The sequence below is a fragment of the Streptomyces sp. NPDC002138 genome (assembly GCF_040296485.1).
GTDB lineage: Bacteria > Actinomycetota > Actinomycetes > Streptomycetales > Streptomycetaceae > Streptomyces.
This window is the reverse complement of the sequence record NZ_JBEOXE010000042.1, coordinates 1-13256: the sequence shown is the minus strand read 5'-3', so window position 1 is coordinate 13256 and position 13256 is coordinate 1. Positions and strand designations below refer to the sequence as shown.

The 13256-nt window shown below is 73.1% G+C and carries 12 protein-coding genes; 5 read left to right on the top strand and 7 right to left on the bottom strand.

The genetic code is table 11. The features are described from left to right. Positions 1–6 precede the first annotated feature (6 nt). A complete protein-coding gene (locus ABT084_RS25200; protein ID WP_351048052.1) occupies positions 7–927 on the bottom strand; it encodes an SDR family NAD(P)-dependent oxidoreductase in 921 nt (306 codons plus the stop codon). 96 nt (positions 928–1023) lie between these two features. Here ABT084_RS25200 and ABT084_RS25195 point away from each other — a divergent pair, with 96 nt between their 5' ends. Continuing rightward, complete coding sequence (locus tag ABT084_RS25195; protein WP_351048049.1) at positions 1024–1950, top strand: cyclase family protein; 927 nt, start codon at positions 1024–1026, stop codon at positions 1948–1950. Between the two features lie 198 nt (positions 1951–2148). On the opposite strand, the gene ABT084_RS25190 is transcribed toward ABT084_RS25195, so the two are convergent. The 4 genes from ABT084_RS25190 to ABT084_RS25175 all read right to left on the bottom strand — a co-directional run bounded on the left by ABT084_RS25190 (position 2149) and on the right by ABT084_RS25175 (position 6387). Next, entirely contained in the window at positions 2149–2640 is a 492-nt protein-coding gene (locus ABT084_RS25190) for an ATP-binding protein (protein ID WP_351048046.1), read from the bottom strand. 313 nt (positions 2641–2953) lie between these two features. Further along, positions 2954–3994, bottom strand: a complete 1041-nt coding sequence (locus ABT084_RS25185; RefSeq protein ID WP_351048044.1) for an acyl-CoA dehydrogenase family protein — start codon at positions 3992–3994, stop codon at positions 2954–2956. Positions 3995–4000: 6 nt separating this feature from the next. Beyond that, a complete protein-coding gene (locus ABT084_RS25180) occupies positions 4001–5170 on the bottom strand; it encodes an acyl-CoA dehydrogenase family protein (RefSeq protein WP_351048042.1) in 1170 nt (389 codons plus the stop codon). 5 nt (positions 5171–5175) lie between these two features. Continuing rightward, positions 5176–6387 carry an amidohydrolase family protein gene (locus tag ABT084_RS25175; RefSeq protein ID WP_351048039.1) on the bottom strand — a complete coding sequence of 404 codons (1212 nt, stop codon included), beginning with the start codon at positions 6385–6387 and terminating at the stop codon, positions 5176–5178. Positions 6388–6559: 172 nt separating this feature from the next. On the opposite strand from ABT084_RS25175, the gene ABT084_RS25170 reads away from it, so the two are divergent. Continuing rightward, complete coding sequence (locus ABT084_RS25170) at positions 6560–8197, top strand: class I adenylate-forming enzyme family protein (protein ID WP_351048037.1); 1638 nt, start codon at positions 6560–6562, stop codon at positions 8195–8197. A gap of 40 nt (positions 8198–8237) precedes the next feature. On the opposite strand, the gene ABT084_RS25165 is transcribed toward ABT084_RS25170, so the two are convergent. Next, positions 8238–9227 carry an aldo/keto reductase gene (locus ABT084_RS25165; protein ID WP_351048034.1) on the bottom strand — a complete coding sequence of 330 codons (990 nt, stop codon included), beginning with the start codon at positions 9225–9227 and terminating at the stop codon, positions 8238–8240. A gap of 46 nt (positions 9228–9273) precedes the next feature. Here ABT084_RS25165 and ABT084_RS25160 point away from each other — a divergent pair, with 46 nt between their 5' ends. Next, positions 9274–10296 (top strand): ArsR/SmtB family transcription factor, encoded by a 1023-nt coding sequence (locus ABT084_RS25160; protein ID WP_351048031.1) that lies wholly within the window; start codon positions 9274–9276, stop codon positions 10294–10296. Between the two features lie 143 nt (positions 10297–10439). On the opposite strand, the gene ABT084_RS25155 is transcribed toward ABT084_RS25160, so the two are convergent. Beyond that, a complete protein-coding gene (locus ABT084_RS25155) occupies positions 10440–10964 on the bottom strand; it encodes an EF-hand domain-containing protein (RefSeq protein ID WP_351048028.1) in 525 nt (174 codons plus the stop codon). 277 nt (positions 10965–11241) lie between these two features. Between ABT084_RS25155 and ABT084_RS25150 the strand changes: the two genes are divergently transcribed. Together ABT084_RS25150 and ABT084_RS25145 are read left to right on the top strand one after the other, a co-directional pair. Then, positions 11242–11805: a sigma-70 family RNA polymerase sigma factor gene (locus ABT084_RS25150; protein ID WP_330331850.1), complete on the top strand. Its 564-nt coding sequence runs from the start codon at positions 11242–11244 to the stop codon at positions 11803–11805. Then, positions 11802–13091 carry a zf-HC2 domain-containing protein gene (locus ABT084_RS25145; RefSeq protein WP_351048025.1) on the top strand — a complete coding sequence of 430 codons (1290 nt, stop codon included), beginning with the start codon at positions 11802–11804 and terminating at the stop codon, positions 13089–13091. Before ABT084_RS25150 ends, ABT084_RS25145 begins: the two co-directional genes overlap by 4 nt. The last annotated feature ends 165 nt before the right edge of the window (positions 13092–13256 follow it).

Genomic DNA, 13256 nt, shown 5'->3' with positions numbered 1-13256 from the left:
GAGCTCCTACGCGTTGGGGCGGTCCTTGGCGGCCGCCGCCTTGGCCATGGCCTCCAGCTGCGCCAGCATGGGCATGGGGTCGGTGCCGACCGTCCCCGGGAGGAAGTCGGCGATCTTCTCGGGGGTCCAGGACCCCTCGGCGTATCCGGCGCGCAGTTCGCGCGGCTGCGCCCAGACCGCGATCTTGGGTCCGGCGATCGTGTACACCTGCCCGGTGATCTTCTCGCCGCCGGCCGCGACGGCCTTGTCGCTGAGCAGGTAGGTGACCAGCGCGGCCACGTCCTCCGGCTCGCCGATCTCCTTGAGTTCCATCGGTACGTTCGCCGACATCCGGGTCCGGGCGACCGGGGCGACGGCGTTGGCGGTGACCCCGTACCGGTTCAGGCCGAGGGCGGCGGAGCGCACGAGCGAGATGATCCCGCCCTTGGCGGCGCTGTAGTTGGCCTGGGCGACCGAGCCCTGGTGGTTGCCGCTGGTGAAGCCGATGAGCGTGCCCGTGCCCTGTTTGCGCATGACGGCGGAGGCGGCGCGGAAGACGGTGAAGGTGCCCTTGAGGTGGGTGGCGACGACGGGGTCCCACTCCTCCTCGGACATGTTGAAGAGCATCCGTTCGCGCAGGATGCCCGCGACGCAGACGACCCCGTCGATCCGGCCGTACCGGGCGAGCGCGGTGTCCACGATGCGCTGGCCGCCCGCCATGGTCGAGATGTCGTCGGCGACGGCGACGGCCTCCCCGCCCGCGGCGAGTATCTCCTTCACCACGCCTTCGGCGATCTCGCTGGTGGGCTCGCCGCCCTCGATGCCGACGCCGTAGTCGTTGACGACGACCTTGGCGCCCTCGGCGGCGGCCGCGAGCGCGACCGCCCGTCCGATGCCCCGGCCCGCGCCCGTGACGGCGACGACCTTGCCTGCCAAGAAGTTCCCCATGCCCGGCCCCTTCCCGCTGTTTCTGACGGACCGTTAGATTCTATGGGCAGCCGGATACGCCAGCACAAGCCCCAGTCCACAAGGAGTGAGCGACCCATGGGCCTGCCCGCCGAGTTCCACGACATCGCCAAGCGCGTGAACAACTGGGGCCGTTGGGGCGCCGACGACGAGATCGGCACCCTGAACCTGATCACCGACGAGGTGGTGCGCGCGGCCGCCGCCGAGATCCGCACCGGGCGCCGGATCCCGCTCGCGCTGCCCCTCAAGGAGGACGGCGTCCAGGCGGGCATGATCCCGGGCCGGATCAACCCGCTGCACACGATGGTGCAGATCAACCAGGAGATCTTCGGCCCGGGCACGGTCGCGTGCAGCGATGACGCCGTGACCATGGGCCTGCAGTCGGCCACCCACTGGGACGCGCTGACCCACGTCTCGCACTCGGGGAAGATCTACAACGGGCGCCCCGCCGGCACCATCACCGCGCACTCCCGCGCCCAGTTCAGCGGCATCGACAAGGCCGGCCACATCGTCTCGCGCGGGGTCCTGCTGGACGTGGCCCGCGCCAAGGGCCTGGACCGGCTGCCCGGCGGGCACGCGGTGACCCCCGAGGACCTGGCGGAGGCCGAGGAGTTCGGCGGGGTCACCGTCCGGCCCGGCGACATCGTGCTGGTGCGCACCGGGCAGATCCAGGTCTACCTGGCGGGCGACAAGCACGGTTACGGCTATCCGTCACCGGGCCTGTCCGTGCGCACGCCGGAGTGGTTCCACTCACGGGACGTCGCGGCCGTCGCCAACGACACCCTGACCTTCGAGATCTTCCCGCCGGAGATCGAGAACCTGTGGCTGCCGGTGCACGCTCTCGACCTGGTGGAGATGGGCATGCACCAGGGTCAGAACTGGAATCTCGAAAAGTTGTCCACAGCCTGTGGACAAGAACGGAAGTATTCGTTCCTGCTGTCGGCGATGCCGGAGCCCTTCGTCGGCGGGACGGGCACGCCGGTGGCCCCGGTGGCCATCCTCTGACCCGGGGCCTCCCGACCTGAGACTCCCCTGACCGGAGAGTTCTTTTGTGGGTGGCGGCTTACGTTCGTGCACGCCCCGAGCGCCGCACGGCAGCCGCCACCCCACGACCCGCACTCGTCAAGGCCTGCCCTTGGCGTCCCCTCGCAACGAATCGCTCCCCCAAGGGTGATCAATGCGTGACGGTCCGTCAACACCTCGTTAGAGGTACACGTGCGGTTCCCGTGCCTGATCACATTTTTCGGAAAAGCCTTTCGAGTGATCTCCGCCCGGCCCCTGCGGCCCGTCGGAGCCGCCGGAGCCGCCCTCGGCGCAGTCGATCTCGCACCAGATCCGCTTACCGGCGCCCTCGCGCTGCCAGCCCCAGCGGTCCGCGAGGCCGTCCACCAGCTCCAGGCCGCGCCCATTGGTGTCGTCCCCCTCGGCGTGCCGGGGCGCGGGCGGCCGGTCGCTCGCGTCGGCCACCTCCACCCGGACGCCCGGGCCGCCGAAGAGCATCCGCAGCACGGCCGGACAGCCCGTGTGCACCACCGCATTGGTGACCAGCTCGGAAATGAGCAGGACCAGGACCTCCGCGAGCGGTTCGTCCTCCCCCACTCCGCATCCCGCCAGGCGGGACCGCGCCCACCTGCGCGCCCGGCCGACCTCCGCGGGATCCGGCCCGACCTCAAGCTGAACCTGAAGCACCTGCACCGCTCACACCACCCGAACCGGCGGACACAACGCCTCGCGACAGTACGGAATCACGGTCCGTGATCCCCTTGCGGAGCAGCATGGTTGACATACAGTCACCACAACAAGCGCTTCGGGCATATTCCAGCGCGAAGGAGTAGGCGTGCTGCATACTGTGCGACGCCCGCGCCGCTCAACCGCTCGCATTCGTCGGAGCGTACCGGAGCACGTGGCCGACTCCGGTCCGTAAGGAGGCGGGCGAAGGACACAAACCGATATCAACTCTCTGTAATCGGACACGCGTCCTGCGCCGTCCCACCCGTGACAGCACACGTCAGGCCGAAGCCCTCCCCGCCTCCCGGTCGACCGCCTCCCGGTCGACCGCCTCCCGGGCCACCGGCTGCTGCCCGAGCAGCTCCTCCGCCAGCAGCTCCTCCGCCTGCGCCGCCGTCCGCCACTGCTCCGCCCGCACCCACGCCCGCTTCAGGTGCAGGTGCACGTCCGCCTCCCAGGTGAACCCCATCCCGCCGTGCACCTGGAGGCAGTCCCGCGCGTTGCGCACGGCCGCCTCGTCGGCCAGCAGTTTGGCGCCCGCGATCTCCCCGGGATCCCCCGTCACGGCCGCCGCGTAGACCGCCGTACGGGCCACCTCGCCCCGCACCAGCATCTGCGCGCACAGGTGCTTGACCGCCTGGAAGGCCCCGATCGGCTGCCCGAACTGTTCGCGCTCCTTCGCGTACCGCACGGCCAGCTCCGTGGTCCGCAGCGCGCTGCCCAGCTGGAGGGCGGCCGTGAGCAGCGCCCCCTCGTCCCGCAGGGCCACGGCGAGCGCGCCGGACCCGGCGGACCCGGCGGGCTCCGGCGCCCGGTACAGCGGCGTCAGCGGATCCACGGACCGCACCGGCACGCCGCCCCGCACACCGCCCCGTCCCGCGGCCGGGACCTCGCCCGCCGCCTCCCCCGGGGCCTCCGCCCCCAGCACCGCGTCCGCCTCCCCCAGGTACGCGGCGAACGGCCCGTCCAGGTCGAAGGCCGTCACCACCGCCGTGCCCTGGGCCGCGCCCGGCACCACCCCGGCCGCCAGGTGCGTGGCCACCAGCGGCCCCGGCAGCAGCACCCGGCCGGCCTCCTCGAAGACCAGCACCGCCTCCGCGAGGCCGAGCCCGACGCCCCCTTCGGGGCCGCCCTCCGGCAGCCGCAGCGCGAAGAACCCGGCCTCGCCCAGCTCCCGCCACAGCCCCCGGTCGACCACACCCCCGCCCGCCTCGGCCGCGTCCACGGAACCCCGGAGCGCCTGGCGCCCGTACCGCCCCTCCAGCAGTTCCCGCACTCCGGCGCGCAGGTCCCGCTGGTCCTCGGTCAGCTGGAAGTCCACGGTCCCTCACCGGCCCTTCGGGAGGCCGAGGATCCGCTCGGCGACGATGTTCTGCTGGATCTGGGAGGTCCCGGCCGCGATCGTGTACGAGAGGGACGAGAGCCGGTCCAGGGTCCACTCCTCGTCCAGCGACAGCGCCCCGCCGGCCGCCCCCAGCACCTCGGCCGCCGTGTCGTACAGCTCCTGGCGCGCGTGCGAGTAACGCAGCTTGAAGACGGAGCCGCCGATGCCCGGGACCCCGCCCGAGCGTTCGGACTCGCTCACGTTCCACTGGGTGAGCCGCCACAGGGCGCCGAACTCCGCGTGCAGCCGCCCCATCCTGCGCCGCAGCACCGCGTCGTCCCAGCGGCCGTTCGCCCTGGCGGTACGAGCCAGGGCGGCCAGGGTGCGGCGGCAGGCGACGACCTCGCCCACGAAGGCGGTGCCCCGCTCGAAGGACAGGGTGACCATGGTGACGCGCCAGCCGTCGTTCTCGGCGCCGACCCGGTTGCCGACGGGAACCCGTACCTCGTCCAGGAACATCTCGGCGAACTCGGTCGACCCCGCCAGCGTGCGCAGCGGCCGCACGCTCACCCCGGGCGCGTCCATCGGCATCGCGAGCCAGCTGATCCCGCGGTGCTTGGGCACGCTCGCGCTGACGGGCTCGGTGCGCACGAGCAGCTCGCACCAGTCGGCGACCTCCGCGTGCGAGGTCCAGATCTTCGAGCCGCTGATCACGTACTCGTCCCCGTCGCGCACCGCCTTCGTGCGCAGGGCGGCCAGGTCCGAGCCCGCGCCGGGCTCGCTGAACCCCTGGCACCACACCTCGTCCCCGCGCAGCACGGGCGGCAGCCAGCGGGCCCGCTGCTCGGCGGTGCCCTCGGCGGCGATGGTGGGCCCGGCGTGCAGCAGCCCGACGAAGTTCGCCCCGACGTAGGGCGCCCCGGCCCGCTCGGTCTCCTCCAGGAAGATCAGGTGCTGGGTCGGGGTGGCGCCGCGCCCGCCCGCGTCGGCGGGCCAGTGCAGCCCGGCGTACCCGGCGTCGTACAGCCGCCGTTGCCAGCCGAGGTCGTAGGCGCGGCGGCCCGGCCAGTCGTCGGGCGAGGGCCTGGCGGGCAGTTCGGGGAGCGTCTTGCCCAGCCACTCGCGCAGCCGGGCGCGGAAGGCGCGCTCCTCCTCGGTGTAGGTGAGGTCCACCGCGGTCACCGTCCCGCCGGGCGCCGGTCGCGGTCGAGGTCCAGGCCGAGCATCCGGATGGCGTTCCCGCGCATCAGTTTGTAGACGGTCTCCTCGTCCAGTCCCTTGACGTGGTCGAGGGCGACCTCCTTGGTGTGCGGGAAGGTCGAGTCGACGTGCGGGTAGTCGGTCTCGAAGGTGGCGTTGTCGCGGCCGACGACGTCGAGCGAGGCGATGCCGTGCTTGTCGCGGAAGAAGCAGCAGAAGATCTGCCGGTAGTAGTAGCTGGAGGGCGGCTCGGGTATGAGGCCCTTGACCCCGCCCCAGGCGCGGTGCTCGCGCCAGACGTCGTCGGCGCGCTCCAGGGCGTAGGGGATCCATCCCATCTGGCCTTCGCTGTAGGCGAGTTTCAGCGTGGGGAACTTGACGAGGACGCCGGAGAAGAGGAAGTCCATCATCGAGGCCATCGCGTTGTTGAAGCTGAGCGAGGCCTGGACGGCGGGCGGTGCGTCGGGGGAGGCCGCGGGCATCTGGGAGCTGGACCCGATGTGCATGTTGACCACCGTGCCGGTCTCCTGGCAGACGGCGAAGAAGGGGTCCCAGTACCCGGAGTGGATGGACGGCAGGCCCAGGTGGGTCGGGATCTCGGAGAAGGTCACGGCGCGCACGCCGCGGGCCGCGTTGCGGCGGATCTCGGCGACGGCGAGACCGATGTCCCACAGCGGGATGATGCAGAGCGGGATCAGGCGGCCGCCGCTGTCGCCGCACCACTCCTCGACCATCCAGTCGTTGTACGCGCGCACGCAGGCCAGGGCCACTTCCTTGTCGTGGGCCTCGGCGAAGGTCTGCCCGCAGAACCGGGGGAAGGTCGGGAAGCACAGGGAGGCCTCGACGTGGTTGAGGTCCATGTCGGCGAGGCGTTCCTTGGGGTCCCAGCAGCCGCGGCGCATCTCGGCCCGGGTGATGCCCTCCAGGGTCATGTCGTCGCGGTCGAAGCCGACGGCGGCGATGTTGCGCTTGTACGGGAACTGGAGGTCCTCGTAGATCCACCAGTCGGTGGGCGGGCCGTCGGGGTCCATGGTGATGACGTACTTGCCGCCGGTGTAGGCGAGTTCGCCGATGCCCGCGGTGAGCGGCTTGGGTCCCCGGTCGCGGTATTTGGCCGGCAGCCAGACATCGAACAAGTGCGCTGGCTCGATCACGTGGTCGTCCACGCTGATGATCCGAGGCAGTTCCATGGTGTCTCCTCAGCCTTATCTGATGGATCGTCAGAAACAAGCTAGCTCCGCCACCCCTGGACCGACAAGCGCCGGAGCCTTACGCTCTCGCTCGTATCTGACGGATGGTCAGATCGCTCTCGGACGGGTCTCGGACCGATCCGGGAAGGCAGCCGCACCGGGGAGGCCGGGAATGACGGACGACACGGCGAGGGACGACAGCGCCGCCGGCAATGCGACCGACAACGCGGCCGGCAGTGCGGCCGACAGCGCGGCCGACAGTGCGACGCGGACGGCGCGGGACCTGGAGCGGTCCCCCACCCTCTGGGAGCTGATCACGCGCCGCGCCGCGCTCACCCCCGGCGCCCCCGTGCTCATCGAGGCCGCCGAGCACCCCGCCGACGACCGGACCCTGACCTTCGGCGCCCTGCGCGACCGCGCCGAACGCGTCGCCGCCGGCCTGTACGGGATGGGCGTGCGCCCCGGCACCGTCGTCGCCTGGCAGCTGCCCACCCGCCTGGAGACCGTCCTGCTCTCGGTCGCCCTGGCCCGGATCGGCGCCGTCCAGTCCCCCGTCATCCCCTTCTACCGGGACCGCGAGGTCGGCTTCGCGCTGCGCGAGTCCAAGGCCGAGTTCTTCGCCGTGCCCGGCGTCTGGCGCGGGTACGACCACACCGCGATGGCCGAGCGGCTCGACGCCCGGGGCGTCTTCGAGGCATACGAAAGCCTCCCCGACGGCGACCCGGCCGTGCTGCCCCCGCCGCCCGCCTCCGGCACCGACGTCCGGTGGATCTACTGGACCTCCGGCACCACCTCCGACCCCAAGGGCGTCCTGCACACCGACCGCTCCCTGATCGCGGGCGGCTCCTGCCTCGCCCACGCCCTGCGCCTGGGCCCGGCCGACATCGGCTCGATGGCCTTCCCCTTCGCGCACATCGCCGGGCCCGACTACACGGTGATGCTGCTGCTGTACGGGTTCCCCGCGGTGCTCTTCGAGAAGTTCGCGATGCCGGACGCGCTGGCCGGGTACCGGCGGCACGGGGTCACCATCGCGGGCGGCTCCACCGCCTTCTACTCGATGTTCCTGACCGAACAGCGCAAGGCCCCCGGCGTCCCGCTGATCCCGACCCTGCGCCTGCTCGCGGGCGGCGGGGCCCCCAAGCCGCCGGAGATCTACCACGCGGTCGTCCGCGAGCTGGGCTGCCAGCTGACCCACGGCTACGGCATGACCGAGGTCCCCATGATCACCATGGGCTCGCCGCTGGACAGCGCCGAGCACCTGGCCACCACCGAGGGCCGCCCGCCCGCGGGCATGTCCGTCCGCGTCACCGGCCCCGACGGCGTCCCGCTGCCCGCCGGCACCGACGGCGAGGTCCGGCTGCGCGGGGAAGCCGTCTGCCAGGGCTACCTGAACCGCGACCAGTCGGCCGAGGTCTTCGACGCCGACGGCTACCTGATCACCGGGGACCTCGGCCACCTCACCGAGGACGGCTACCTCGTCCTGACCGGCCGCGGCAAGGACGTGATCATCCGCAAGGGCGAGAACATCTCCGCGAAGGAGATCGAGGACCTGATGCACCGGATCCCGGGCATCGGTGACGTGGCCGTCATCGGCCTGCCGGACCCCGAGCGCGGCGAACGCGTCTGCGCGGTCGTCGAACAGGGCCCCGCCGCCGACCCGTTGACCCTGTCACGGGTGACCGCGTACCTGCGCGCCGAGGGCCTGGCCACCCACAAACTCCCGGAGCAGCTGGAGCTGGTGGACGCCCTCCCGCGCAACGACGCCCTGCGCAAGGTCCTCAAGTACAAACTGCGCGAGCGCTACGCGTAGGCCGTCTCTTTCGGCCTGGGCCGCCCCGGCGGATCGCCGCCTACCGCGACCCCGCCCCGACGGAGTCCAGGGCGGCCAGCTCTTCCGCCGAGAGCCGGACGGCTCCGGCCGCCACGTTCTCCGCGAGGTGGACGGGGTCGCCGGTGCCGGGGATGGCCAGCACATGGGGGCCCTGGTGCAGGGTCCAGGCCAGCCGGATCTGGGCCTCGCTCACCCCGTGGGCGCGGGCGACGGCCCGTACCCCGTCGTCGCCGTTCTCGTCGCCGCTGTAACCGCTCTCACCACCGCCGCCCGCGCCCGCCGTGCGTCCGCTGCCGGCGATCGAGTAGAAGGGCACGAAGGCGACGCCCTGTTCGCCGCAGGCGCGCAGGAACTCCGCCTGCTCGGGTGAGCCGCCGATCCCGTACGCGTTCTGTACGCAGACCACCGGCGCGATGGCCCGCGCCTCGGCGAGGTGGTGGGGGCGGATGTTGGAGAGCCCCAGGTGCCGGATGAGTCCCGCCTCGCGGAGGTCGGCCAGGGCGCCGAACCGCTCGGCGAGGGAACCCTCGCCCACGATGCGCAGGTTCACCACGTCCAGGTGGTCGCGGCCGAGCTGGCGCAGGTTCTCCTCCACCTGGCCGCGCAGCTCCCCGGGACCGGCGTGCGCGGTCCACTCGCCCGACGCGTCGCGGCGCGGCCCGACCTTGGTGACGATGACGAGGTCGTCGGCGTAGGGGGCCAGCGCGCGGTTGATCAGCTCGTTGGCCGACAGCAGCGGTGAGAAGTAGAACGCGGCGGTGTCGATGTGGTTCACGCCCAGCTCGACGGCCCGGCGCAGCACCGCGATCGCCTGGTCGCGGTCGCGCGGCGCGGCGCCGGGGATCAGCGCCTCGCCGTACTGGGGCAGCCGCATCGTGCCGAAGCCGATCCGGTGGACCACCCGGTCGCCGAGGGTCCAGGTGCCGGAGGCCGCCGCGGTGGGGGCGGGGGCGGGCGTGGGTGCGGGTGCGGGCGTGGGTGCGGGTGCGGGTATCGCGTGGGAGGTCATGGCCGAATGATCTCCGCGGGCTAGGGTGAACGCCACTGATTCAGGCATGGGTGAATCCGAGGGGGTGGGCGTCCTGGCGGAACTGGCGTTCTCCGCGAGCGATCTGGCGCAGGTCCGCTTCGCCGTCTCGCCGATGTGGCAGGTCGTGACCAGCTTCCGGCTGCTGACGGACGGCGCCGAGCCCTCCCCGGTGCACGATCCGTGGATCCGGCAGGTCCGGCCGCGGGTGGCGGCGGCCGGGCTCGACCGCGGGTGGCTCGCGGAGCTGATACCGCCGTCGGGCTTCTTCCCGTACTTCCTGAACCCCGCCCCCGCCGGACCGGCCCCCTCCCTGGCCGACGAGCTGGCCGCGATCCGGGCCGCCGACCCCGGCCGGGTGCGCCGCGACCTCGATCACCTGGTGTACCACCAGGGGCCTCCCGGGCCCCGGCCGCGGTCGCTGCGCCAGGACCCGGACACCCGGCTGGCCCGCGTGACCCAGGAGATCGCCGCGTACTGGGAGCTGGCGCTCGCCCCCTACTGGGCGCGGATCCGCGCGGTGCTCGACACCGACGTCTTCCACCGGGCCCGCCAGGTCGCCGCGCACGGCGCGGGCCGGGCCCTCAACGACCTGCACGGGTCGCTCCGGTGGGACGGCAGCGCCCTCCACCTGGACCGCCGGAGCAGGCCGATGCCCCGCACCACGACGGGCCCCGGCATGCTGCTGGTCCCCTCGGCCTTCACCGGGCCGCGGCTGCTGACCACGCAGGTTCCGCCCGATCCGCCGCAACTCGCCTATCCGGCGCGGGGCATCGGCTCGCTGTGGGAGCCGGGGGCCGCCGCCGACGCGGACGCGCTCAGCGGCGTACTCGGCCGCTCACGGACCCTGCTGCTGACCGAGCTGGACACTCCGGCCTCCACGACGCAGCTGGCCCACCGCACCGGGCTGTCCCCGGCCGGGGTGTCCCAGAACCTGACGGCGCTGCGCCGCGCCGGTCTGGTGAGCGCCCACCGCGCCGGCCGCTCGGTCCTCTACGCCCGCACGGCCGCCGCGGAATCCCTCCTCCGGGCCGCCTCGGCCGCCGACTAGCGGTCGGCCGGGGCGGGCGCGTACGCGGATGCGGCCGGGGCGGGCGCGTACGCGGGGAGCGCCGAACGACGTACGCGGCAGGGGGCCGACGTACGCAGGCGGGGCAGTCGGCCGGAGCCCGGCCGTCTGCCCGTGCCCGCGCGTCAGGCGTCCGGGGCCGCCACGCCGCAGTAGCCCGCGAAGGCGGCGAGGATCTCGTCCTCGGAGATCAGGCCGTCGCCGTCGGTGTCCAGGGCCGCGGCCACACTGTCGGCCACGTCCGGGGCGGTACCGAGGACGCGCAGCACCCGCGCCGCGGCCTGCGGGCTGGTCCCCGCGCCACTGTCGGCTTCGGCCGCCACCGCGATCACGGCGTGCAGGAAGGGGCGGGCGATCTCGGCGAACCGGCGTGGATTGTCCCGCAGCCGTTTGGCCGCCCCGGTGATGAACTCCTCGCGGGTCACCCGCTGGTCACCGTCCACGTCGGCGATCCCGGCCATGCCCTGCCAGAAGGCCTCGGCGCCGATGAAGACGGCCTGCCCCTTGTCGGAGCGGGCCGTGGTGCCGAATTCGGCCAGCACCGCCTTCGCGGCCGCGCTGAAGTCCTCGCGGTCGATATAGCCGTTGCCGTCCTGGTCGAAAGTGGCGAATCGGGCGGCGATCTTGCGCTCGTACTCTGCGCTGTCCATCTTCGGCTTCCGCCTTCACATGTGCGGTGGGGTTCAGATCAAGACAGGCGGAAGCGTAAGGCCTTGGTGGCCTGCGCGTTAAGCGAAGTCGGCAAGCAGGTGGCCGCATCGAACCCGCGCACGGGAAGCGCGGTGGGGCGCGTACAGATGTGCTGATGACGGAGCGTCGGCTCCACTACCACGGAGGGTGTCGCTCCGGGGCGGACTTGCCCCAAAACAGGCGCGCGGGGCCATGTGCCCACTACATTCAAGGAGTCGACACACGGCAGGGGGCAGCATGGCGAAGGACGCACCACCCCGCTGGGACCGCCGGATGCAGCAGCGGCTCGCGCGCGGCGAGGCCGCCGCGCTCGGAGAGCTGTACGACCGCTTCGCCTCGCTCGTGCACAGCCTCGCGCACCGCGTGCTGCGCGACGAGAAGGCCGCGGACCGGATCACGCGCGAGGTGTTCGGCTACATCTGGGAGAACCCGGACGCCTACGACCCCAAGCAGGGCTCCATGCGGTCCTGGGTCGCCCGGATCACCCAGGGCCAGGCCGTGGCCCGGCTGCGCCAGGCCGAACTGGGCCGCGGCTCCCGCGAGGAGCTGGAGCAGAAGGTCCGCAGCGCCAACGCCGCCGCCCGCGCCGACTACATCGTCACCTCCATGCCCGCCCCGCTGCGGGCCGCGCTCGAACTGGCCTACTTCAAGCGGCGCGACTACCGCCAGGCCGCCGCGGACCTGCAGATCAGCGAGGACGAGGCGCGGCGGCGGCTGCGGCTCGGCCTGCAGCTGCTGTCGACGGCCAACCACCTTCCGCAGGAAGACCTCTCCCCGCCCGGATACGGAAGCAGCCGATGAACGGCCCCGCCGAGTCACCCGATGACGCGTACGACGGCCACGGAAGCCGCTCCGGCGGCAGCCCGTGGATACCGGGACCGCGCGAAGCCGCCGACGACTGGGAGCGGCTGCCGGCGGTGGTGTCGCTGCCGTCGGCGGACCCCGAGCCCGTGGCGGCCGTACCGCCCGCGCCGGTGGTCCCCTCGCCCGCGCCCACGCACGCCGTGCTGAAGTCCCTGCTCGGCGCGTGGGCGCTGGCCGCGTGTTCGCCGGAGGAGACCCAGGCCGTCGAGGACCATCTCACCGAGTGCGCGCCCTGCGCCGACGAGGCGCTGCGGCTGCGCGACGCGGTCGGCCTGCTGCGGCCCGAGGAGAGCCTCGACCTGAAGCCGCTGCTGCGGTCGCGGGTGCTGGAGGACTGCCTGGGCAAGCGGCCGGCCCGGATCCCGGTTCCGGTGTGGGCGACTCCGTACGACACCGAGACCGCGCGGCTCGACGCGCTGCTCCGGGACTTCGGTGACGCGGAATGGCACACGCCGGTCCGGCTGAAGTGGTTCGAGGACGAGGGCGGGCGGTCGCGGCGGACGACGGTGGCCGGGGTGATCGGGCACCTGCTGACGGTCGACGGGCTGATCGCGTCGGCCCTCGGGCTGGACGACCCGATCGGGCCGGACGCGCCGCCGGGGCCGACCGGGCGCACCGAGCACTTCTGGAGCTCCTCGCCGCACCCGGTCACCCGGCAGGTCCGGGAGCCGTGGCGGGAGCAGGGTCACACGCTGGTGCGGACGGTGTCCTTCGCCGGGCAGGGGGTCGCCGAGCTGGCCGTGGGGTACGGGGACTTCGCGCTGCCGCTGGGGGACGCGTTCGTGGAGCGGGCCTTCGAGTGCTGGGTGCACGCGGGGGACATCGCGGAGGCGGTGGACTACCCGTACGCCCCGCCGTCCGGGCCGCACCTGCACCGCATGATCGACCTGGCGGCGCGGCTGCTCCCGGGGGCGCTGGCGGGGCGGCGGCGGTCGGGCCTGGCGGCTCCGCCGCGGCACCTGGTCGCGGCCGGGGCGCCGGGGCGGACGCTGCACCTGGAGATCGAGGGGGCGGGTGGGGGCGGCTGGGACATCGCCCTGGATTCGCCGGCGGCGGCGACGTCGGCGGAGCACCGGGTGGCGGAGATCGCGCTGGACGGGGTGGAGTTCTGCCAGCTGGTCGCCGGGCACATCTCGCCGGAGGACGCGGCGGCGGGCCAGCACGGCGACCGCGAGGCCATCCGCGACGTCCTCTACGCCACAGCCACCCTCAGCCGCCTCTAGCCCCGACGGCCCCGACCCGGCCATCCCGGCCCGGGGGGCCATTCCAGCCCGGGGGGGGGCCATTCCAGCCCCGCCGGCGTTTGAGGCGCGGGTCCGGGCGGAGCCCGGTGCGGCCCGCCAGGGCCGTTGCCCCTGCGGGGCCCCAGGGGATCGGTAGAGCACACC